This window comes from Mycolicibacterium alvei, from assembly GCF_010727325.1.
GTDB classification, from domain to species: domain Bacteria; phylum Actinomycetota; class Actinomycetes; order Mycobacteriales; family Mycobacteriaceae; genus Mycobacterium; species Mycobacterium alvei.
The window spans coordinates 4,216,310-4,238,730 of the sequence record NZ_AP022565.1 but is presented as its reverse complement, the minus strand read 5'-3'; the positions used below and the strand labels follow the sequence as shown (position 1 = coordinate 4,238,730).

Below are 22,421 nucleotides of genomic sequence, written 5' to 3'. Positions count from 1 at the left end.
TAGGCTGTCGAAGCTTCACGCGGGGTGTGGCGCAGCTTGGTAGCGTGCTTCGTTCGGGACGAAGAGGTCGTGGGTTCGAATCCCGCCACCCCGACTGGTGTGTTCGCAGGTAGAGGCCCTGACCGGGAATTCTGGTCGGGGCCTTCTTACTTCCCAGTCCGCAGCTGGTCCGCAGTGGATTCCAAAGACCGCATCCGCGCCGCATCTAGTGCAACCGAAACCTGCTCCAGGTCGTCCGGGAACAAGTCTGCATAGGTGTCCAGGGTCAGGACTGCGGACGCGTGCCCGAGCATCGTCTGGACGGCCTTGACGTTGGCCCCCGCGCTGATCGACAGCGACGCCGCCGTGTGGCGAAGGTCGTGCGGTGTCACGGTGGGGTACGCCGGGTCTGCTGCCTGGAGACGTTGGACGGCCACGTTGAAGACCCGCGGCCGCCACGTCGACACTCGCAGCAGTGCTCCTCCTGGCGATGTGAACACCAAGTCCTCACGCCGCTTACCCATCATGAGCACGGCCAGCGGCTCGGCCAGGAACGCCGGGAACGGCACCGAGCGACGTTCGTGGGATTTCGGCGACGACCACACCACACGTCCCTTCACCTCGGCGACCGCCTCACGGATATTCACCCTGCGACGCAGCATGTCGAATGACTCCACCCGCAGCGCTGCCATCTCGCCCCAGCGCAACCCGGTGTAGGCCAGAAATCGAACAACGATGGCGTACTCGCCGACCTCGCGGGCCAGAAGTTCCACCTGCCGGTGCGTCAGGTAGCCCCGTGCTCGGTGCTGTCGTCGCGGCGACTTCACTCCCATACACGGATTGCGGGGGATCCGTCGATCGTCGACGGCCATCTCCAGAATCTGTCTCAGGACGCTAAGCGCATTCTCGATGGTGGCCGGTTTGGCTCCACCCGCCGCCAATTGCTGCACCCACGCCCTGATATCCGACGATTGCACGTCGGCTACTGCGACCGCGGCCCACCGGCCTTCGACGTAGCCCGACCATGCGAACGCGCGTGTCGCAACCGTCGTCTCCTTCAAATGGCCCTGGGTACCAAGCCACTTGGCGTGCAATTCACGGACGGTAATGCGCCCGGCTTTTGGCGCGACATAGGTTCCTATCGTCTGCGCGGCTGTGATCTCGTTGAGAAAGGCCTGAGCGTCCACCTTGCGGTCGAACGAACGGGTGTTCTCACCGCCTTGATCATCGACATACCGGGCCAACCATCGGCGCCCTTTGCCATTGCGCGCGGCAGGGGTCCCGTCCGATCGACGCCACCTGTCCTCGACGCCGGCGCGGCGGTTTCGTCGCTGCATGTGAGCCACCTCCGTTGGGTGCCAGATTCCCACCGACCACCGACAGCCGACGAAATCGTTCGACTGGAGCCAATTTATAGGCGAAGTTGAGGGTACTGGTGGACAAATGCAGGGCGCCACCACCACCGTTGGATTCGTTGACAGAACCCACTATTGAGGAGCAGCTACATGGATCTACTGAGTGCCAAACAGGTTTCAGACATCATCGGCATTCCCGTTGGAACTCTCCGCTACTGGCGCCACTGCGACATCGGACCGGCCAGTTTCACCTTGGGCCGCCGAGTCGTCTACCGGCGCGACGAAGTGCTGCGATGGATCTCGGAGCAAGAAAGCGCAACCCGGCGCGGAGGCGGAGACGCCGCGTGAACCGCACCCACGAAAAAGACCCCGGGGCCTAGCCGAGGTCTTTGTTCGAACCACCTGATCATCCGACACGGAAGTTCCACATGAGAATAGCTCGTCAACGCAGCCTGCATAAGCACCGTATGCAGGAAATCCTATGAGCGACAACACCGAGACGGACAAGAAGTCGGTAGCCGCACGCTTGGTCAGCATGGCACAGGAACGCTACCTGCTCGGGCTCTCAGAAGAGGGCGAGCCGTTCGGCGCTGACCGCGACCGCCCGCACTTGGTGATGCTGCTCCGCGCCGGCAAGGCCGGTCTACGCGCCGACCTCGCCGCACGGTACTTCGCCGAAACCGGCGCGGTCGCCGGCGGCCAGGCGCTGACTGACGCCACCCTGATCCTCGAAGGTTTGGCTGCCACGAAGCCGCCCGAACGCCTCAACCTCCGCGTCGCTGACGATGACGGCACCATTTACATCGACACCGGACGGCCCGATGTCCAGACGATTCGTATCCGACAGGGCCGGTGGACGCTCACCGAACGGGCACCTGTGCGCTTTCTGCGTACCAAGTTGACCGGGGCGATGCCGCTGCCGGCTCAGGGCGGGAATGTCGAGAAGCTCTGGGATTTCGTCAACGTCGACTTTGAAGACCGACCGGTCCTCCTTGCTGCCCTCGTTGCCGCTCTTGTCCAGACGGACGTCCCCCACCCGATCTTGGCGCTGTTCGCCGAGCAGGGCAGCGCCAAGAGCACAACCACGCGCATGCTGGTCGATCTCATCGACCCGTCACCGGTCCCCCTGCGGCAGGCACCGCGTGACGCCGACTCGTGGGTCACTGCAGCCTCCGGTTCGTGGGTCGTTGCCTTGGACAACCTGTCGACTATCTCGCCGTGGTTGTCGGATTCTCTGTGCCGCGCCGCCACCGGCGACGGCAACGTCAAACGGGCGTTGTACACAGACTCCGATCTCGCAGTCATCAAATTTCGGCGGTGCGTCATCATCAACGGCATCGACGTCGGAGCAGTGCGGCCCGACCTCGCGGAGCGACTGGCGACTGTCGACCTGCGACGCATTGATCGCCACATGCGACAACCGGAAGCCACGATGCGACAACAGTGGCGCACGGCTCTACCAGGGATTTTGGGCGGGCTTCTCGATCTGGCCGCCGTCGTCCATCAACGGCTGGAAACCATTTCGGTCGACGTGTCGCCACGGATGGCGGACTTCAGTCGCACGCTGGCGGCCGTTGACGAGATTCTGTCGACCCATGGCTTCCGGCGTTACCTGTCACGCGCCAATCAACTCTCCGAAGACAGCCTGTCCGCCGACCCGTTCATCGAACAGCTACGGCTGCACATCCGGGAACCGCTCGTCGCAAAGTCCGGAGGCGACCTGCTGGCGACAGTCACGCCAACCGGCGACACCTGGCGCAGGCCGAAGGAGTGGCCCCGGAACGGGCGGGATGTCACGGCCGTCCTACGACGGCACGCACCCGCGCTACGGAGTCTGGGTTGGGCGATCGAAGACGATGGCGCTCGAAATCATCGGAATGTCCTGTTGTGGACCGTCTACCCGCCCTACAAAGATGTGTCGGCCAAACAACACTCGCAATCCTCGCGTCCCTCGCGCATTTCGGCTCCGCGGGAGCAGTCGTCCTCTGTTCAAGAGCTGCCCGCGCACCGCCAGACTGTCCCGAAGGGTCATTCAGCCGACGATCTAGACGTCGAGGCGTCGTGACCGCGCTTGTCGGGCTAGCGGCGTCGGCACCATCGGGCAGAATCTGGACCAGGTCCCTCAACGGGAGGAGTGGTCTTCGTGAGCACGCAATTCGACGCGATCGTCCAGGCGGTCATCCACGACTGGCCTGACTACGGGTGGTCAGGCCAGTTGGAGGCGGCCATCAAGCAGCTGTATCTGTCAGATCTTTCTTATCCAGCAACATGGTCCAGCGAACGCCGCGAGGAGTTCGCAGAGCGCCACGCCGGCGACGATGCGCTTCTTCTCACCACCTCGTTGGACGATCTCATCGATACCGTCACAGATCGCTATGCGCGCGATCACGGAGTTCTCCCCCATCGTGACGATGCGACCCTGCTTCTCGAAGCGGCGCGACGAGACGCAATCGACGAACTGGAGCTCCGCTTCGTGGCTGACCTACCTGCCGAGATCGCCGCGTTGACAGCCCACGGTGTTGGAAGGGCAAATGGCTCTCTGACGGCGTGCGGGCCGGCCCAACGGCGGCAGAGCAGCACACTGCGCCTAAGCCGTCCTTAGGTAGGTTCCGTTTTGCGGCGGCACCATCCGCTTCGAAATGGCCTTTCGCACTCCCGTGTCGACAGACGAGATGCGATCGAGCGGCGCATAGATCCCTTGAAGCCGCGTTCGCTATTTCCGGACCGGGGGCCGCTGCCTCTCCTGCTCCTCATCTCTGACGATAGCGCCTACACTTGTCGGTAGGTGCATCTAAGGTGCATCTCTATGGACAGGACAGTATGACCATCGATCCACACACACTTCGCCCAGCTGAGGACGTTCCATTGGGGGGGCTGCCCTCGGCCGATCCGACCCTGCTCGGAAACGCTCCCCTCGAAGTCGCAGTGATCGAGATCCGGTATACCGCCCGTACCGACGAGATCACACCGGAGGTCGCCGCTGCTTTCCGGGACGACCTTGTGGAGAACACGGGGGTGGACTTCCCGAGCATTCAACCCACCGTCCAACAGCAGATGAGGATCGACTTCGGGGCCAACGGCGTTTCCCAGGTGGCAGCGGAGTCCAGTGGGTGGCAAATTGCTTCCGCGGACGGAGCACACGTCACGCTCATGCCCGACATCCTGATCATGCAGGTCAACCGCTACGAGCGGTGGCGTACCAGCATGAAGGCTCCGCTAACCGTTCTGGTCGAATCTCTCGGACGGTTAGTCAAGCCATCGTTGGTGCACCGCATCGGTCTGCGGTACGTCGACCGCTTCCATGACAGTGGGTTCAACTCTGCAGAGGCTTGGCGTGGCCGGATCGACGACACCCTTCTGGGCCCTGTGCTTAACCCAGTGTTCGGCGGCAGTGTTCGAGGTGCTCAACAGCAGGTGGAGATCCGGCTTGATGATCATCACGGCGCGTTGCTGCGGCATGGACCAGTTCGCGATGATTCGGGCAAGTGCGTGCAGTATCTACTCGATACGGACGTGTTCCGCCACTCCTCATTCACGTTCGACGTGCGAGAGGTCGTCATCTCAGCGGAGCGGCTGAACCGCACTTCGTTGTCACTTTTTCAGGCGTCGGTTACCGATACCTACCTGAAAGAGCTTCGAGAAGGGAGCGCGAAATGACGATCATGGAGCAGCAGCCGACCGGCTCCCGCGTGCTCCGGTCACCTTCCTGGGCCCGAGCACAAAAGGGCCTGTACCCGGCCCCTTGCGAGGACGGACTCTGGTCCAGCACGTTCGTGGAGATGAGTTCATCGCCGGGGTTGCGGGATGTCGTCGCGCATTTCTCTGGAGCCCTCGACCCGTGCGGATGGGATCAGGTTCGCGTCGAAGTTTTCAAGAGTCTCGACGGGCAGATGAACCTTCCGGGCTCGGCGCTGTGGTTGACGATGCCGTATACATTCATCGATACGGTGCTGTCCGACGAGCAACAGGTCGACGAGACGGTCGATGTTCTTGATGCCTTCGAACGAATCCGAGCCGAACTGGGCCTAACGCAGAAGGAGATGTTCAAGGCCACCGGCATCAACAAGCGCACGTTCCACTCGTGGGCGGCAAAGCCCCCCGCCAGCCGGCCCCGTGTAGCCAGCTTGGGTGGACTGTGGGAGTTGGCGGACGCCGTCGACGACCTCCGCAGCACACTGGACCAGCCGATGAACAGGTGGCTGCGTGCCGACAAGAAGCGAGCCTCCGCACTACTCGACGGCCGGTTCGACGACCTCGTTGACCTGGCTGTGGATCGGACGCCGTTCCCTCGGCGAGAGATCGGCACTTCGGTATACGAGGGGATCGCCGAACACGTCGAGACACCGATCATTCGAACCGGTGGTCCGGTGGTGACCGAGAACGTCGAGGACGGATTCGCCCGGTGACTATTGATCGACTCCTGCCGGAGCGATGGCCCCCGCACACGCTTCTCGCTCTGGAGCGGTGGCGGCAAGGGCATCTTCTCCCGATGGATCGCGGCGCATGGATCGTCCCAGCGTGGGTAGACGACCCTGTAACCGGAGAACCCGCTGCCGATGGAGCGTTGGGTGAGGTGCGTGCTCGGTCAGCACCATTGAGTGACAGCGGGTATGCCGCGGTGGTGTCACAGACCTGCGACATTGCGGGCGGTCCCGGGATGCGGCATCCGCTGGTGCAGGCATGCCCGGTACGCGACATCTCAGTCTTTTCGACGGAGAAGGTCCAGCAGATCAAAGACCATCAGCTCTCCGACTACGTCTGGCTAAGTGAGCCTCCGGTTCCTGGAGCGGTTTGGGCCGTGGACCTGCGCGCGATCGTTCCGGTCAGCAAGGGTTTGCTCGCTGCGCAGGAACCGGTCGTGGGGTTCGCCTCGATTGAGGACGAGCTCATTCTCGGACAGCGCCTTGCCAGCAAACTTGGCCGGCCTGCTGTGCACGATGCGCTTGCCGGTCCGGTATTCGAAGCTCTGCGCAAACTCATTTCGAAGGCGAAGAAGTCGCAGGACTGGTGCGATGACGTCGAACAGCTTCGTTTGGAGATCGTCGAGGGGACCACACTGTATCCGAAGCGTGTGCGACTACTCGTGCTGACAGACGTCCGCTTCGGACCGTCGGAGAAGAAACCGCTTCGCGACGAATGGAAGTCCCATCGGAAGTCATTGAACGCCGCCGGGATTACTTGGGAACCAATCCATTTCCTCACGGTCGACAAATGCCCCGTGCGACTCTATCGCGCGTCGGTACCCATCGAAGCGCCGACTCTCGAGCGCGGACGGTTTGCATAGACCCACTCGGGGTGTCCGCCTCACCAATCGCACAGCTGATTTCGGACAGGGTGGCCCCACGTACCTATCGAAGCACGCCGCGGTCCGCTCCCGGCCGGATCGCGGAGTCAGAAGGCAGGTTACGAGCGACTGCGCTCACTGGCGACGGATCCGCCCTAGGGCGCTCGGCAACGCCGATGCCGATGTTGCGCAGGACGCACATCGATTGCCTGGCGGGTTATCTGCCACGTGACCCAGGTTACGCAGCGCGCATCACGCGGGCACAACGGGCGTTGACGACCAGATGATCGATACGGTTGCTGAGCCGTTCAGGCGCGATACGGATAAACAGCTTTGGCGAGATCACGCGCCGCCGTCAGAGTCGCTCGGTCGAGGTCCTTGTGCCGTGCCCGTTCCGTGAGCCTCGCTAGCAGCGTGCACAGCGCCCGCTCGTCCCGGGAGGCAATGTCTGCGGCGTCGAGCGCGCTGACAGGGACAGGAGCCGGTGAATCTTCAGGCGTCAGGGCGAGGTCGGTCGCGGAACCGGCCCTCGGCACCTCGACGACGCGGATCGGCGTTCCGTGGCGCTCGGCAGCCATGCGTGCAGCAGATGAGTCGCGCCGACACGTGTCCGAGCAGTAGAGCCGGCAGCGTCCGCGACGTGGCCTGTCTTCAGGATCCATCATCAACACATCGCATCGCACGCACCGCGGCCACTCCGTGTCCACACGAGCGTCGCGCCATGCATCAGCGCGCGCAGCCGGTTGCTTCTTAACGGCTTTCGCCGCCTTGCTGCGCAGCAGCGCGCGTATCTCTCTGACATCAACACCGACCAGCTCGGCGATAGCCGCCAACGTCGCGCCACGTTCCCGCATGTCCTTGATCGATGCACAGGCTTCCGCGTAATAGCGGCTGCGCCTGCGCTGCGCCTCCGCCTCCGCTTGCTGGCGAGACTGCGCGACGCGACGGGCCTGCCATTCGTCCACATCCTGCAGGCGTCCGATCAACGCCCGAACGGCGGTCGCGTCATCGGCGTTGGCACGGTCCTGCTGCGCTCGCACTTCGTTCGCTCGGCGTTGCGCCTCGACGGCGCGACGACGCGCCTCCAGTTTCGACACAGCAGTCATGGGGTAAGTCCCCTGGGGTGGTGGGGTTTCGGGCCTGAGGCTGACCCGGCCGGACTCTGTTCGGTGTGTCGTTGAGGGCTTTGGGGTGGGGCATCGCGTAGTGGTCATTGAGTTACCGACCAAAGTGACTCAAGCAAAGGACGCACCACGCGATGACCCAGGACCATTCTGCCTTGCTCGCCCAGCTCGATGCGCTCAAGTCCGCTGATGCCGGGGCGGTGTTCGCCGAGCTGATCCGCGCCGGGCTGCAGGCGTTGATCGAGGCCGAGGCCACCGAGGCGATCGGCGCCGGCCGCTACGAACGCAGCGGCGATCGCAGTACGCATCGCAACGGGCACCGTCCCAAGACGGTGTCGACCACCGCCGGGGATATCGAAGTCCAGATCCCCAAACTGCGGGCCGGATCGTTCTTCCCGTCGCTGCTCGAGCGGCGACGCCGTATCGACAAGGCCTTGCACGCGGTGATCATGGAGGCCTACGTGCACGGGGTGTCGACCCGCAACGTCGATGACCTCGTCGCAGCGCTCGGTGTCGGTTCGGGGGTCTCGAAGTCGGAGGTCTCACGCATCTGCGCCGGCCTAGACAAGGAGATCGAGGCCTTTCGCACCCGCAACCTGACCCACACCCAGTTCCCGTACGTCTTCTGCGACGCGACGTTCTGCAAGGTCCGTATCGGGGCTCATGTGGTATCCCACGCTTTGGTGGTGGCCACCGGGGTGTCCATCGACGGCACCCGCGAGGTGCTGGGCACCGCCGTTGGTGACAGCGAGTCCTTCGAGTTCTGGCGGGAGTTCCTGGCTTCCCTCAAGGCCCGCGGGTTGGCCGGGTGCACCTGGTGATCTCCGATGCCCACGCCGGGCTCAAGGCCGCCGTCGCCCAGCAGTTCGCCGGATCCTCCTGGCAGCGGTGCCGGGTCCATTTCATGCGCAACCTGCACGGCGCGGTGGCCGCCAAACACGCCCCGGCGGTGACCGCGGCGGTCAAGACCATCTTCGCCCACACCGACCCCGCCGACGTCGCCGCCCAATGGGACCAGGTCGCCGACACGCTGTCGTCGAGCTTCCCGAAAGTGGCCACAATGATGGACGAAGCGAAAACTGACGTGCTGGCGTTCACGGCGTTCCCACGCGGACACTGGCAAAAGATCTGGTCGAACAACCCCATCGAACGCCTCAACAAGGAGATCAAACGCCGCGCCGATGTCGTGGAAATCTTCCCCAACCCCGCAGCATTCCTGCGGTTGGCCACCGCCGTGGTCATCGAAGCCCACGACGAATGGCAAGTCACCCGCCGCTACCTATCCGAGGTCTCCATGGCTGAACTGCGCAAAGTCATCGCCGCCAAACACGCCGCCGCCCAAACAGAGACCGAACCGGTTCCCGAACAACGCCAAATCGCCTAGCATTCACCACGACTCGTTGATCACCACGCGTGAACCCACGCCGATCCGAAGTCCACCACCCCAAGGGGCACTATCCAGTCATGTCGACAACCTACGAAGCAACACGAGGTTTCGTCCACGACCACAGCCACATTCGTCTCAGTTCCGCGCGTCGCTCAGCGTCACTTCCGATGGCGCGCCCCGGCCGCTGTCGTCACTGCCGAGTAACCCGCCCCGCTTGCCACCAAGCCATCCCTGCCAGCCAGTTCCTCCAATTCCGACACACCTCTTGCACTCTGGGGCCAGCACGATCACTTTTCGTCGGACGATAAACACGCATCGATCCGCAATGCCATTGACGAAAGTGCTACGGGGTCTCAACGCGAGCAACCGCACTGCGAACGCTGAGGCGGTTCACGTCGCCTGGCCCGACATAGTCGTCGTGGGCATGCCTGCGATCTGCGTGCACGGCCCCTAGCGAGTGACGGCGAACATTTCGCCGGTGCCATCGCCGACGTGACTGGAGTGCAGAGGAAAGTTCGAAGACCAGCCAGACTGGGCGCAGTGAAACTCGTTGCCGCTAGAGGGCTATGCGAGCGGTCGCCCTGCATGCAGACTGGCGGCCTTCACGCGCTTGGTCTCGCCATCGTCGCTCTTGCAGTGGGCGGCGAGAAAGCCATCGACGAGGTTCTCGCAGTCGTCGTGAGTGATGCCGCGAATCCCGGTCATCCGGGCAAACGCCAGTGGGCCGACCAGTTGGCACAGCGCCAGTTCTCGGTCGAAGTTCTCCAACTCGGCTTGCGCCGTCGGGCTAGAGAGTATGGCGTCGAACGGTTGCCGGTACTGGTCGACGACTCGGGCCCGCAACGCGCCGGATGTGTGTCGATCATCGGCTTCGTTCGTCGGGCCGGTGGGACCAAGGGACAGCCATGCCAGCGTCGTGACATGCAGTGGCGCGTCGTTGAAAAGAGCGGCTTGGCGGCTTAGCAATTCGATCAACTGGTCACGCAGAGGGCCGCTGGTCGGTACCGGAGTCGCCACCTGGGGAAGCAAGCGTTCGAACGTGGCTGCGAGCAGGTGCGACGAACTTTGGAAATGGCGGTAAAGCGTGGTTCTGGCCACTTTGGACGCTTTGGTGACGGCATCGATCGTGACGGCTTCCACGCCGCCAGTGCTCAGAAGGGTCGCGGCTGCATCCAGCAGTCGATTTCGAGACCGGATTCGCCGCGGGTCCACGTCATCGTCAGGGACCGGCGCTGGCTGACTGTCGCTCACTCATTCACCTCGGCGGTCGATTTCACGCGATGCTGTCCTGGCAGTCTAGCAGTGTGGTACTAACGGTATCGAAGCGAAACCGATAGTATTGGAGCGTGATTGTGCCGGAAAGCGCGTCGCTGCCGAAGCGGTTACCTTCGCACACGACAACGTGCATGGGTTGCGGCCCCGACAATCCCCACGGACTGCAGTTGGTGGTGCACCGCCGCGGCGACGCGGTGTACTCCGACGTGATTTTCGACGAGCGCCACATCGGGGCTCCTGGGCTGGCCCATGGCGGAGCAGTTGCGGCGGCGTGCGATGACGTCTTGGGATTCACATTGTGGATCGCCGGCACACCAGCGGTGACTCGCAGCCTGACAGTGGAGTATCTGCGGCCGGTACCTCTGCATCAACCCCACAGGATCACCGCCCACATCCGGTGCCGCGAAGGACGGGCTCTGCACGTCATGGCGACGGGCACTGATTCCGATGGGGCCAACCGCTTCACCGCCACTGCGGTATTTGTCGCGGTCAGCCAGGATCACTTCGCTGCGCACGGCGACGTCAGTGCTTTTGGCGGCCTTCTCGAACAGTTCTCACGTCACGGCGGCCTCGACGACGGGCGACCATGACGCTCCCCCTTTCTCGCAGCCATGGCAAAACCCGACCGCTGGAGGCAAAATCAGCCGGCGGCCGGACGCGGACCGCTGTAGCGCCCGCCTCGCATTCATCCACCCAGCGCCGGGAAGCGATTCTGGACGCGGCCCTGCTCGTGGCCACGTCAGGTGGCTATGAGGCGGTTCAGATGCGGTCGGTCGCCGAGCGGGCCGGTATCGCCGTCGGCACGCTCTACCGCCACTTCCCGGCGAAGACCAACTTGTTGGTGGCGGCGCTATCGCGCGAGTTTCGCCGACTCGACTCGGCTGACGACTGGGCTAGCGGTGACGGCACGCCATTGGAACGGCTCGAACGTCTCACCACACACCTACATGACCGCTGGCAGCGCGATCCCTGGCTGACATCAGCCATGACACGAGCGTTCGCCGTTGCAGACACCCGGGCAGCCGCAGAACTAGACTGCGCCGCCGCCGAAATTCAGACCCTGCTGGCCCGCACGCTCAGGGGCGGCGAACCGACTCCAGCCGATTTACACATCGCCGCGATCATCTCCGACGTGTGGCTGGCCAACCTCGTGGCCTTTTGTGGCCACCGAGCGTCGGCCGCCGATACTCGCGAACGCATCGACCTGGCCACTCGGCGCGTGGTGACCAGCCGCGCACGACCCGCGGAAACCGCATAACGATACTAGTAGTATCGCAGCGCTACCTGAAGTACCCTTAGGGCGAGGCTCGATGACGCGGCGAAGGAGAGTGCCATGTATACCCAATGGATCGAAAATTGTGTCGTGCAACGCGTCTCCGTGCGCGACGGCCTGGTCCTGGACCTGGACGACTACAACGAGATTGTCATCTCGTGCCCCTTGCTGCTGACACTGCCTGCGGTCGACCCGTATCCCGCAGAAGCGGTACGCATCGATCCACTCAAGATCGCGACTGACGAACGCCCGTTGTTGAACCTCGCCGGCGCGGTGTGCACTCAGGCCTGGTCCGGCGACGATGGAGGGCTACACCTGAGGTTCTCGCGTGGACACAGCATCGACGTCGACCCCGATTCCGAGGAAACGGCATGGGAGTTGTACGGCAAGCGCCACGGCTACATGGCATGCCTACCCCGGGGGCGGGTACGCGTGGTCCGCCACGACCTCCCCGACAGCGACGACGCCAACATCCTCAACAACGCCGCACAACCGTCGGCGGGGTCGGCGCGACAGACGCACTAAATGCGACCGCGGACGGGGACGGGTCAACTTCGGCGGCAATGCGTGGATCAGATTGAACGTGGACCGGACTGCCCTGGCGACATCGAGGCGGGCGAGCATTCCCGAATGATGCTGTCGAGGTTTTGCTGCACGCGCTCGGGAGCGATGCCAACCGATGGTGAATACAGCATGATGTGGTCGAGGACGCCGTCGTAGCGTCTCAGCTGTTCACGGACCTCGTGTGCCGTCCCCGCGACGCCCATGGTGTCGATCATCTCCTCGGACACCGCGGCGAACATCGCCGGGAAATCGCGCTGGGCGAATGCTTCCCGGATGGTTCGGCCTTCGCTGGCGAAGCCGTTCACATCAAGTACCGTCTCGTAGGATTTGACCGAGGAGTAGAACGCAATCTGCTGCGCCAGTTCGCGCCTGGCGACCTCGGCGTCGTCGTGGATGGCGCACATCACCATGGAAATGATTTCCACGTCATTGGGGTCGCGGCCGGTGTGCGCGGCACCCCTGGCGATAGCGGGCCGGACGATCTCCTCGACGTAGGTGGTGGTGAACAGGGGATGTCCGGCCAGCCCGTCGGCCACCCGCCCGGCCGCCTCGCACATCCGAGGCCGGACACCGGCGGTGACGATCGGGATCGGCCGGCTGGAGGGTCCCACGTCGCCGGTCGGCGTGAGATTCATTCTGTAAAAACGACCCTCGTGATGGATCGGGCCTTCATGCAGGTTCCATATCCGGCGCAGCAGCATCACGAGTTCTTCCATCCGCAGCGCGGGCGCGGAGGTGTCGGGCACGCCGTGCCAGTCGCTCATCATCCGCTTGGTGCCGTTGCCGATGCCCAGCACCAGCCGTCCGTTGGAGAGTTCGTCGAGATCACGCGCCTCGGTGGCCAGCACCAGGGGGCTTCGGCCGACGCCGTAGAGAATGGAGGAACCGATCCGGCAGTTCTGTGTGCAGTTGGCCATCGCGGCCATGGAGATCGAACCCGACCGGGAGTAGAACTCCGAGGCCCATACGGCGTCGAACCCGGCCGCATCGGCGGCGTGTGCGGTCTGGGCCAGTGACTTCAAATCCGCGCCGAGAACCGACAGGCCGTAGGTGCTCATGACCGGTCTCCTGTGCGCGGGCGCGGGCCGTCGAATACGACGGCGCTGACCCGTGGCCGCCGTCTGGTGGAGGTGATCCTCGGCGACCAGGTACATGAGTGCGTTGATGATGTTTGCGTCGAGCGGGGTAAGAGACGTGGAACGCGCGCGGCCAGCCGTGCGCCACCTCCAAGGCTGGTGCTCAGCATCTTCCCTCCCTGGGTGACCGCACAATGCAGGGTGTCGAAGTCGCCTTCTGTATGGAACTAGTGAAGTGCGCCATCGTGACGACGACGAATAACCCTGAGGCGGACGCGACTAGCTGACCGGTAGTCTCCTCGCGCAATTCTGTCCGGACTTCGAGTTTCCGGCCGGTCTTGGACACCAGCTCCGCGCTGACCTCGTAGGGGACCCCCAGCAACACCGGCGCGTAGAACTCGGTATCGAACCTGCGGGTGACGGCCATCTCACCGACGACGTACAGCAACATGCCCACCATGTCGTCGAGTACGGTCATGACTGCGCCGCCATGTGCGATACCGGGTGCGCCGCGATGTCTGCCGTCGAAGATATGCCTGGCACCCACCCCGTCGCCATGCCGACGCGCTCGCAGGCGATGACCGTGCGGATTGTCTGTGCCGCAACCAAGGCACCACGGGTGGTGCGCATCAAGGTAGTCGCCGTCGGCGGCGACAGCACGATCCTGAAAGCTATGCCACCATGCGATGGCCGAATCTTCTTCCGCTTGCTCTTCGATGACGAAACCCTCCTAAATAGACCCTCGTAGCGCGTGGTTCACCACACGACTGAAGAATTGCGCCGGCGTCGACTGGGCTGATCGCCGGTAGATATGTATGTAGGACTCGTTAGCCCGCCGAGATCATCGCTGCGACACACCTTCCGATTAGGACACTGTCGGCTATCTGGTCCTGCCCGTAATCCCTTGGACTGCAGTGTATTCATAGCCGGCCAGATCGCGTCACAATGAACTGGCACACAGTCCGCAGCGCCTCACAACTCCTGGGAGAAGGCGTCACGCTGGGCTCCAGCGCCAGCCATGAGCGGGCCGTACCGGTGATGCAACTCTGTAACGATGTCGGTGAAGGGGAGATCGTGGTACCAACCGCGGTCGTTGAGGTACTCCATGTGTTGGCTTCCCCCACCGTCGTAGGCATGGAGGAGCGCATCGGTGTGGCCGTCGAAGTCGATCGGAGGTACACCGAATCGCGCGCAGAGCTCGGCATTGAACGCCGGAGTGGCCTTCACCCAGCGGTTGTTGAGTTGTAATTCGCTATATCCGTGGTAGACGAACACGTCGGTACCTCCCATCCGGGCACGCAATGTGGTGGTCTGCAGATGGTTGCGCACGTCCGCGAATCCGAGCCGGGCCGGAATGCCCGCCGCACGAGCTGCCGCGGTCAGCAGCACCGCCTTCGGTATGCAATACGCCCTCGACGCTGTCGCTACATAGCTCGCCCGATAATGCTCGGGATCGTCGTCGGTGCTATAGGGATCGTACCAAATCCTGTCCCGCACAGCGGTGAAGATCAACCTCGCCTTCTGCACAGGGTCACGAACGTCACCGACCGCGTCCTCGGTGAAGCGCTGTACATCGTCGTGCTGCCAATCGAGGAACCCAGTTGTCTCCAGGAAACTCGATTCGTTTGAAGTGTCGCTCACAGATAGCCTTTCAGATAAGCCTCGAGGCCGGTATCGACAGTGCCAACGGATCGACTGGCCGTTTCGAGGGCTTCGACGAGGCGTGTTTCGGAGTCCGGGATCGTCGCGGCGATTTTGGCCGCAGCGAGACTACGACTCCGTAGCGATGTGCCGGCATCGGTGGCTGCGGCCGCAAGCTCAGACCACGCTTGGGAAGCGTGTCGGGCCGCGGCCGCCGCTTCGGCTGCGGCGGCGTCCCCGAGGAGATCGGCGATATTCTGGCAACCTTGTGCTTGCAGCATACGAAAGAGCCCGCCACCGGTTCCGGCTTTCTCGATGAACGCCCCGAGCCCGAACAATGCCGCGGTCAGGGCGTCGTCATCAAACACCGTTGGCCAATGCCGTACGTCATCGGCGAACTCCTGCACACCCTTCAAACCGGAGGCCTCGACTTCAGCTGCCTCGATGCGCAGTAGCGGCGCACCTACGGCACCGCCGCGCATGAAAGCTGCGCTCGCGGCTAATGCAGTGGCGGCAATCGGCCCAAGGTCGGGCACTCGCTCCGGCCAGTCGACGTGATATGTGGTGTGCCGGGTCGGTGTAGGGAACCCTACCGAGGACCGCGCCCGGCGCAGGTCGTCATAAGCCACCGTTTGGGTGGTCTCGCGGTCATTATCGACCACATAGGCAACCCCTTGTTCGTCATCATATCCGGTGATGACGATGTCGTGACGGCTCATGTGCAATCGGACGCGCAGGTAAGGAAGTTCGCCGATGTCAGCCCAGACCATGACGGGTCGGCCCTTGTCGACTTCGTCGGTAACAAATGACCATCCCACGTCTGCGTCATCGGTCGATCGCACTACGCAGTTTGCACCAACTCGGGAGAGGTAGTCTTTTTCCAGGTCGCTTCCTCGTCCTACCAGGTAGATCTGGGGAAACAATTGCGTAGAGCGGACGTACGAGAAGTCCAAGGCTCCGCCGAGGGTGAAGACCAATCCTTCACTGAGTGTTTCTGTCCCCCATCCTAGTTGTGCCCATTCAGTAAGGTCACGCAGCGCACCGGAACCACAGTGCCCTCCTCTCCTGTGGGGATAGGGAATTTCAATCCTCGCCATCGCCGCTTCCTCTCTTGTCCAATAGCACTGTTAAGACTCATCGAAAGCTACGTTCCATCAAGGCGTCGCGGCTGGCGGTAGGTGCCAGAACTGGTCGACCGCAGCCAATCTCACCCGCGCAGCTCGACCGCCTATGACTATGGGAAACATTGCTTTCGATCGCTATCCGCATCAAAGCGTCAACGGTGAGAGCCCCTGACCCGCAGCATCGCCATCGTTGTACTGAGCTCGCTTGGTGCCGTTTTGCGCTTCCCTGCTTTCGGTGCTCTGTCAGAATCGGATGAGTCCTCGGATGTTGCGGCCTGACCGCATGTCGTCGTAGCCCTCATTGATCTCATCGAGGGTGTACTCACGGGTGATCAGCTCGTCGAGTTTGAGTTGTCCGGAGTTGTAGAGTTCGACGAGCCGCGGGATGTCGTGGGCGGCGTTGGACGAGCCGTAGAGGGCACCGCGGATCTGCTTTTCATACAGCGTTAATTCCAGCAGCGAGCCCGACATCGACGTGTCTTCGGGGTGTCCGATCGCGGTAATGACCACACGGCCGCGTTTACCGACCAGTGATAGCGCCTCAGCGGTGTAGGCCCCTTCGGCGACGTCGGTGGTCAAGACGCAGACGTCGGCGAGTTTGCCACGGGTGATGTCGCTGATCAGTGACCAGGCCTCATCGATGGTGGCAACGGCATGCGTCGCGCCGAAACCGCCAGCTTGTTCGCGCTTGAACTCCACTGGGTCGACAGCCACGATGGTCAACGCGCCAGCGATGCGGGCGCCTTGGATCGCATTCATGCCGATGCCGCCGGCGCCGATCACGACCACGGTATCCCCGGCGCGCACGTCACCGGTGCGTACCGCCGAGCCGTAACCGGTCGTGACACCGCAACCGATCAAGGCCGCCTTGTCCAACGGTGTCCCGTGGTCAACCTTGACCAAGGAGGCCTTCGGCACCACGGTGTATTCCGAGAACGTGCCCAGCAAGCACATCTGGCCGACATCCTCGCCGCGGGCATGGAAGCGGTAGGTGCCGTCGATCTGGGGTCCCATCATGATCGCCGCACCCATGTCGCACAGGTTTCCCATCCCGCGCGCGCAGTAAGAGCAGTGCCCGCAAGACGGCAGGAACGTCAGGATGACCGAATCGCCCTCGGCCAGGTCCTCGACACCTGCACCCACCTCGACCACGGTGCCGGCGCCTTCATGACCACCGACGACGGGCAGCGGAAACGGCAGATCACCGGTCACCAGGTGTTCGTCTGAATGGCACAACCCGCTGGCGGTCAACCGGACCAGCACTTCATCCGCACCGGGCGGATCCAGCTCGATCTCATCAACCTCCCACTTCTCTCCCAAGCCCCAGAGCACGGCAGCGCGTGTTTTCATGTGTGTCCTCTCCTCAACGTCGGTGCTTCCGTAGCAGTGGATGGTTCACGCCAGCGTCTCGACGGCGAGCTCACCGTCGGCATGCTGGCGGCGCAGCTTCTTCTTGTCGAACTTGCCAGTAGACGTCAACGGAACGTCGGCGACGAACGCCCACCGTTCCGGTAGCCACCACTTGGCCACCCGTGCACGCAGGAACTCAGTCAACTCCGCAGCGGTGGCGGTGCAGTCAGCGGCCAGGACCACCACTGCCAGCGGCCGTTCCTGCCACTTGTCGTCGGGCACTCCAATCACCGTGGCGGTGCGTACTGCAGGGTGAGCGGCCAACTCGTTCTCCAATTCCACCGAGGAGATCCACTCCCCTCCAGACTTGATCACGTCTTTGGCGCGGTCGGTGAGAGTGATGAACGCATCGGCGCTGATGGTCCCGACATCCCCGGTGCATAACCAACCGTCCGGCGACACCGCCGGACTGTCATGCTCGTAATAGGACTGAGTGATCCACGGGCCGCGGATCTGAATCTCCCCCACCGACAGTCCGTCCCAAGGTTGTTCTGCACCGCTGTCATCAACGATGCGCGCCTGCACACCGGCCACTACCCTGCCTTGGGTTCCCCGCAGGTAAAGGGACCTCTCCGGGGTGTCGGTGTTCCGCGGCAGAGCGACCGCAGCCAGCGGGGAGGTCTCAGTCATCCCCCAGGCCTGCACGATTCGGATGCCCAGTTCGTCATAGGCAGTCATCAACGACCTCGGAACCGCCGAACCACCGCACGCCACCATCTCCAGCGAACTCACGTCGTGGCCGGGATTGTCGCGCAGGTAGTGCAAGACATCGGTCCAGATCGTCGGCACAGCGCCCGCCATCGTGGGCCGGGCCGCCTCGATCATCTCCACCAATGGCCCCGCCTGCAGGAAACGGTCAGGCAGCAGAAGCTGCGCCCCCGCCATCATCGCCGCATACGGCAACCCCCAGGCATTAGCGTGGAACATCGGAACGATCGCCAACACCGTGTCGTCATGACCGATGCCCAAGGCGTTCGAGGTGCACGCCGATTGAGAGTGCAACCACGTCGAACGGTGGCTGTAGACAACGCCTTTCGGGTGCCCGGTAGTACCGCTCGTGTAGCACATCGCTGCGGCCGACTGCTCGTCGACGTCGGGCCAGTCGAACGTGCTCGGCTGGGCTGCCACCACATCGTCGTAGCGAAGGACGTCCTTTCCGCAGCCCTGCACTGCGGTAAGATCACCCGTGCCGGTCACCAGCACCGTGCGCACCGAGGTCATCGACGGCAACGCCGCCGCCAACAGGTTCAGCACCGTACCGTCGACGATGATCACCTGATCTTCGGCATGATTGGCGATCCACGTCAGCTGTTCAGGTGGCAGCCGCAGATTCAACGTATGTAGCACCGCACCCATCGACGGCACCGCCGCGTAACAGTCCAGGTGCTCCTGGTTGCTCCACTGCAGCGTCGCGACACGCTCGTCTCCACAAATGCCTATCTCGCGCAACGCATTCGCCAACCGCGCCGCACGCTGCCCCAACTCATGATACGACACCCCAGAGATCTGTTGGGGTCCGCGTGCGGTCAACACCTCGCGATCGCCATGGACTGCCGCAGCATGGGCCACGATCGCGGGCACCGTCAACGCAACGTCCTGCATCGTGCTCCTCATCGAGAGCCCGCCCGACAACCCTTGATGAGGCGACGGTCACGCATCGATGAGGTCCTGCCGATCCTGACTCTGCAGCATCAACCGGTACTCGGGGAACAGATTCTTGGCCTGCGGAATCAACTTGATCAACTTCGGCACCGGGCCCTTTGCGCGCACCGTCCCCTTGGCCATCGCCATCGTCAGGTTCACCTTGCCCAGCCAGAACTTGTTTCCAGTGTCCGCCGACATGAACAACTCCACGTTGGGCACCGCGGTACTGGCCGCTCCGGTCTCCACCACCTTCTTCGGCATGTCCACCGTTACCACCGCGTCCGGATCGGTGTAGTGCACCCGTAACACCACACCCGAATTTGCGAGCTTGTCCGCCAGTCCCTCCTTCTCCAAGCCCCGTTGAAAGATCCCACCCAAGAAGGCATAGACCTCGTCCTCGTCCTTGAATACCGCCACCGTCAATCTCCACCAATCTCGTTGTCAGAACAGAACAGTCGCGAGCATCGACTCAAGACGATGCTCCCCCCGCAAAAATCGTCACGCCTGTTGGCGACCTCCACTAGCTTCTGATGCGCTGCGGTAACACCGCCGAGGTGCCCGGCGGCATCCGCTAGCCAGTCCCCGCGGCCAGCGGAGTTGGATGGCGGTTCTCGCTGACGTTCGTCTCCGACACACGCGTCGCAATCGCAGTCGCCGTCCCATCGCCCATGCAGCCATGACCTCAGACCGAGCCGGCGAGCATGAGTTCGGCCCGTTCGACGGGGACCTGCTGCGTAATGACCCGCTTGCTGAACATGAAGTCGCGGGGGCGATTGATGCAGTCGGCGGCGATGAGCTCGCCGGCACGCAGGTAGAAGCAGGTGAAGTCGCGGTCGCGGGTCGGGTCGCCGCTGAGGACCACCTCGTCGTACCCGGTGTTGAGACCCGCGATCTGGAGCTTGAGGTCGTATTGATCTGACCAAAACCAAGGCAGCGCTGATATCTTCTTGGACTTCCCGCACAAAGTCGCCGCCGCGACTTTGGCCTGCTCGGCCGCACTGGGCACGGACTCCAGACGTATACGGCGGCCGTAACGAGCCATGTCGTGGCTGACGCAGTCCCCGGCGGCCATGATGGCGGAGTCGCTGGTCTGGGCTTGGTCGTCGATCACGACGCCGTTGTCGACGACCAAGCCCGCGGCAGCGGCGAGCTCGGTGTTCGGCTCAACGCCGATGCCGACAATGACGAGGTCGGCGGAAATCGATTCGCCACCGGCCAGGACTACTTCGCCGACTTTGCCGTCGCCAGACAGAGCCTCGACCCGCGCGCCCGTCTGGATGTTGACGCCCGCCTCCCGGTGGATCCGGTCGAAGAACGCCGATACCTCCGGGGCGGTCACCCGTTCGAGGACGCGCTCCGTCGCCTCGAGCACGGTGACCTCTAGACCCAACGCACGCAAGGAGGCAGCCGTCTCCAATCCGATGTAACCGCCGCCGATGATCACGGCTCGACGCCCCGGTCTGGTGGCGTCTCGGATCATCTCGACGTCCGCCGCGGTGCGTAGGTAGAAGACTCCGGCCAGGTCGGCGCCTGGGGTGGAGAGCCGACGGGGGCGCGCGCCCGTGCACAGCGCGAGCCTGTCGTAGGGCAGCACCTCGCCGGTGCTCAGCGAGAGGTGACCCGCTGCGCGATCGATTGCCTCCACCGTCGCATCCAGAACTTCGATTCGCAGCTTTGTGTAAAACTCGGCGCTGCGGATCGCGAGCTTGTCGACTGTGCAGTTCCCGGCCAGATATGCCTTCGACAGCGGAGGGCGTTGGTAGGGCGCTGCCGATTCATTGCCGACGAGGACGATCTCGCCGTCCCATCCTTCTTGACGAAGGCTGGCCGCCAGTTGGGCGCCCGCGTGGCTGGCGCCCACGATGACCGCTCGATGCAAAGTCATGCGCCGGCTTTCGGGGTGAGGCGGACCATCAGCTTGCTGATTCCCCTGACGAAGTTGGATTGCACGTATTCGGGCTCACCAATGACCTCGATCTTCTCGAAACGAGGAAGCAGCTCCTCCCACAGGATCCGCAACTGCATCTCGGCCAACCGGTTGCCCATACAGCGGTGGACGCCGAACCCGAAAGAGATGTGGTTGCGGGCGTTGTCCCGGTCGATGATGAAGTCGTCGGGCCGATCGAATACGCGCTCATCGCGGTTTCCCGATGCGTACCACATCACGACCTTGTCACCCTTGCGAATGAACTGACCATTCAGCATGGTGTCGGCCTTGGCGATCCGGCGCATGTAGGCGAGTGGCGTCTGCCATCGGATAATCTCGGAGTTCATGTTGGGGATCAGGTCGGGATTTGCTTTCAGCTTCTCGAACTGGTCCGGGTAGCGGTTCAACGCGAGAACGCCGCCGCTCATCGAGTTCCGGGTCGTGTCGTTGCCTCCGACGATCAGCAGCAGAAGGTTGCCCAAGAACTCCATCGGCCGGTCGATCAGGTCTTTGGTGCTTTCATTGCTCTGCAGCATGGTGATCAGATCGAACCCAGGCTCTTCTCCGGCACCGGTCCGGGCCGCCTTGTCGTGCCAGTGCCGGCTGAGATCTCGGGCCATGGCGCGCATGCCGACGAACGTCTCGTCAAGGTCCGAGGGACCGCCGTTGGTTTGCTCCATCGAGGTTGCCAGATCCGACCACTCGACAAGCTTGCGACGCTGCTCGTACGGAAAGTCCAGCAGGGTCGCAAGCATTCGAGCGGTCAGCTCGATCGAGACGTCGTGAACCCAGTCGAACGGCTGATCCACGGGGAGGTTATCCAGCACCTCCCTTACGCGCGAGCGAATCAGACCCTCCATTTCCCGTAGGTTCTTGGGTGCGACCACCCCTTGGACAGCCGCCCGCTGCAGGTCGTGGCGTGGTGGATCCATCGCGATGAACATCTTGATATCCAGGAAGCGGGGCGGCACCCCGATGACGATCAATGGCTCAGCGGAGAAGACCTCATGATTCTTGTCGACGGCCACGATGTCGGCATGCCGGGTGACGGACCAAAACGGGCCGAAGGCACTGTGCCGCTGATAATGGACCGGAGCTTCGTTACGCAGGCGCTCGTAGTATGACTGCCAGCGCCCCTGGCGATAGAGAAAAGGATTGCTGAGATCGATGTCGGCGAGTTCGACCTCCTCGGCCGGCGGAATAGGACGCTCTACAAAGAGTTTCTTCCCGTTCGTACCGGTCACCCAACGCCGAGTTTTGTCGTAGGCGTGTGCACCTTGAATCTGCAGGTCGATCGGGATGGTCGCCTGAACTTTCTCGGCGACCTTTTCAGAGATTTTTACCATGTTTGACCACTT

22 protein-coding genes, 1 tRNA gene and 1 pseudogene are annotated in these 22,421 nt (G+C 63.0%); 12 read left to right on the top strand and 12 right to left on the bottom strand.

Going from position 1 to position 22,421, the window contains the following annotated elements; translation table 11 throughout:
• The first annotated feature begins 20 nt into the window (after positions 1–20).
• A tRNA-Pro gene (locus tag G6N44_RS20210) sits at positions 21–94 on the top strand.
• A gap of 52 nt (positions 95–146) precedes the next feature.
• Here the strand turns inward: G6N44_RS20210 and G6N44_RS20205 are convergent.
• A complete protein-coding gene (locus tag G6N44_RS20205; RefSeq protein WP_067992226.1) occupies positions 147–1,316 on the bottom strand; it encodes a tyrosine-type recombinase/integrase in 1,170 nt (389 codons plus the stop codon).
• 168 nt (positions 1,317–1,484) lie between these two features.
• On the opposite strand from G6N44_RS20205, the gene G6N44_RS20200 reads away from it, so the two are divergent.
• The 6 genes from G6N44_RS20200 to G6N44_RS20175 all read left to right on the top strand — a co-directional run bounded on the left by G6N44_RS20200 (position 1,485) and on the right by G6N44_RS20175 (position 6,618).
• Positions 1,485–1,682, top strand: coding sequence for a helix-turn-helix transcriptional regulator (locus G6N44_RS20200; RefSeq protein ID WP_062657835.1), 198 nt, complete (start codon positions 1,485–1,487; stop codon positions 1,680–1,682).
• A gap of 133 nt (positions 1,683–1,815) precedes the next feature.
• Complete coding sequence (locus tag G6N44_RS20195; RefSeq protein WP_067992223.1) at positions 1,816–3,399, top strand: AICE element replication initiation protein; 1,584 nt, start codon at positions 1,816–1,818, stop codon at positions 3,397–3,399.
• A gap of 78 nt (positions 3,400–3,477) precedes the next feature.
• Positions 3,478–3,936 (top strand): transposase, encoded by a 459-nt coding sequence (locus G6N44_RS20190; RefSeq protein WP_131822210.1) that lies wholly within the window; start codon positions 3,478–3,480, stop codon positions 3,934–3,936.
• A gap of 218 nt (positions 3,937–4,154) precedes the next feature.
• Positions 4,155–4,991, top strand: coding sequence for a TIGR04255 family protein (locus G6N44_RS20185; protein WP_070953156.1), 837 nt, complete (start codon positions 4,155–4,157; stop codon positions 4,989–4,991).
• Between the two features lie 122 nt (positions 4,992–5,113).
• Positions 5,114–5,740, top strand: a complete 627-nt coding sequence (locus tag G6N44_RS20180) for a helix-turn-helix domain-containing protein (protein ID WP_133052440.1) — start codon at positions 5,114–5,116, stop codon at positions 5,738–5,740.
• Positions 5,741–5,823: 83 nt separating this feature from the next.
• Complete coding sequence (locus tag G6N44_RS20175; RefSeq protein WP_070953155.1) at positions 5,824–6,618, top strand: hypothetical protein; 795 nt, start codon at positions 5,824–5,826, stop codon at positions 6,616–6,618.
• A 308-nt stretch (positions 6,619–6,926) separates the two neighbouring features.
• Here the strand turns inward: G6N44_RS20175 and G6N44_RS20170 are convergent, their stop codons facing one another.
• Positions 6,927–7,724: a coiled-coil domain-containing protein gene (locus G6N44_RS20170; RefSeq protein WP_067992214.1), complete on the bottom strand. Its 798-nt coding sequence runs from the start codon at positions 7,722–7,724 to the stop codon at positions 6,927–6,929.
• A 152-nt stretch (positions 7,725–7,876) separates the two neighbouring features.
• Here G6N44_RS20170 and G6N44_RS20160 point away from each other — a divergent pair.
• Positions 7,877–9,126: pseudogene (locus G6N44_RS20160) on the top strand (IS256 family transposase).
• Positions 9,127–9,693: 567 nt separating this feature from the next.
• Here G6N44_RS20160 and G6N44_RS20155 read toward each other — a convergent pair.
• Complete coding sequence (locus tag G6N44_RS20155) at positions 9,694–10,380, bottom strand: TetR/AcrR family transcriptional regulator (protein ID WP_067992211.1); 687 nt, start codon at positions 10,378–10,380, stop codon at positions 9,694–9,696.
• Between the two features lie 155 nt (positions 10,381–10,535).
• Here G6N44_RS20155 and G6N44_RS20150 point away from each other — a divergent pair, with 155 nt between their 5' ends.
• The 3 genes from G6N44_RS20150 (at position 10,536) to G6N44_RS20140 (ending at position 12,202) form a co-directional block, all read left to right on the top strand.
• Positions 10,536–10,994: a PaaI family thioesterase gene (locus G6N44_RS20150; RefSeq protein ID WP_218620378.1), complete on the top strand. Its 459-nt coding sequence runs from the start codon at positions 10,536–10,538 to the stop codon at positions 10,992–10,994.
• Positions 10,991–11,662, top strand: coding sequence for a TetR/AcrR family transcriptional regulator (locus tag G6N44_RS20145; RefSeq protein ID WP_067992207.1), 672 nt, complete (start codon positions 10,991–10,993; stop codon positions 11,660–11,662). The genes G6N44_RS20150 and G6N44_RS20145 overlap by 4 nt, the downstream gene beginning before the upstream one ends.
• A 75-nt stretch (positions 11,663–11,737) precedes the next feature.
• The gene (locus G6N44_RS20140) at positions 11,738–12,202 is read left to right on the top strand and encodes a DUF6188 family protein (RefSeq protein ID WP_062655118.1); all 465 of its coding nucleotides are present in this window, start codon (positions 11,738–11,740) and stop codon (positions 12,200–12,202) included.
• Positions 12,203–12,249: 47 nt separating this feature from the next.
• Here the strand turns inward: G6N44_RS20140 and G6N44_RS20135 are convergent, their stop codons facing one another.
• A complete protein-coding gene (locus G6N44_RS20135; RefSeq protein WP_062655119.1) occupies positions 12,250–13,299 on the bottom strand; it encodes an LLM class flavin-dependent oxidoreductase in 1,050 nt (349 codons plus the stop codon).
• Between the two features lie 181 nt (positions 13,300–13,480).
• Positions 13,481–13,795 (bottom strand): PaaI family thioesterase, encoded by a 315-nt coding sequence (locus tag G6N44_RS20130; RefSeq protein WP_043985053.1) that lies wholly within the window; start codon positions 13,793–13,795, stop codon positions 13,481–13,483.
• Between the two features lie 36 nt (positions 13,796–13,831).
• Here G6N44_RS20130 and G6N44_RS20125 point away from each other — a divergent pair, with 36 nt between their 5' ends.
• Positions 13,832–14,065: a hypothetical protein gene (locus tag G6N44_RS20125; RefSeq protein ID WP_162291742.1), complete on the top strand. Its 234-nt coding sequence runs from the start codon at positions 13,832–13,834 to the stop codon at positions 14,063–14,065.
• A gap of 224 nt (positions 14,066–14,289) precedes the next feature.
• Here G6N44_RS20125 and G6N44_RS20120 read toward each other — a convergent pair whose 3' ends face one another.
• From G6N44_RS20120 to G6N44_RS20090, 7 genes are all read right to left on the bottom strand, one after another.
• Positions 14,290–14,958 carry a transglutaminase-like domain-containing protein gene (locus G6N44_RS20120; protein ID WP_043985051.1) on the bottom strand — a complete coding sequence of 223 codons (669 nt, stop codon included), beginning with the start codon at positions 14,956–14,958 and terminating at the stop codon, positions 14,290–14,292.
• Positions 14,955–16,055, bottom strand: a complete 1,101-nt coding sequence (locus G6N44_RS20115; protein WP_067992202.1) for a BtrH N-terminal domain-containing protein — start codon at positions 16,053–16,055, stop codon at positions 14,955–14,957. Before G6N44_RS20115 ends, G6N44_RS20120 begins: the two co-directional genes overlap by 4 nt.
• Positions 16,056–16,325: 270 nt before the next feature.
• Positions 16,326–17,432, bottom strand: coding sequence for an NDMA-dependent alcohol dehydrogenase (locus G6N44_RS20110; protein WP_067992199.1), 1,107 nt, complete (start codon positions 17,430–17,432; stop codon positions 16,326–16,328).
• Positions 17,433–17,477: 45 nt separating this feature from the next.
• Complete coding sequence (locus tag G6N44_RS20105; protein WP_078290122.1) at positions 17,478–19,094, bottom strand: fatty acid--CoA ligase; 1,617 nt, start codon at positions 19,092–19,094, stop codon at positions 17,478–17,480.
• A 48-nt stretch (positions 19,095–19,142) separates the two neighbouring features.
• Positions 19,143–19,553 (bottom strand): SCP2 sterol-binding domain-containing protein, encoded by a 411-nt coding sequence (locus tag G6N44_RS20100; RefSeq protein ID WP_067992196.1) that lies wholly within the window; start codon positions 19,551–19,553, stop codon positions 19,143–19,145.
• A 265-nt stretch (positions 19,554–19,818) separates the two neighbouring features.
• Positions 19,819–21,021 (bottom strand): NAD(P)/FAD-dependent oxidoreductase, encoded by a 1,203-nt coding sequence (locus tag G6N44_RS20095; RefSeq protein ID WP_067992193.1) that lies wholly within the window; start codon positions 21,019–21,021, stop codon positions 19,819–19,821.
• Complete coding sequence (locus G6N44_RS20090; RefSeq protein ID WP_011895434.1) at positions 21,018–22,409, bottom strand: cytochrome P450; 1,392 nt, start codon at positions 22,407–22,409, stop codon at positions 21,018–21,020. The genes G6N44_RS20095 and G6N44_RS20090 overlap by 4 nt, the downstream gene beginning before the upstream one ends.
• Between the last annotated feature and the right edge of the window lie 12 nt (positions 22,410–22,421).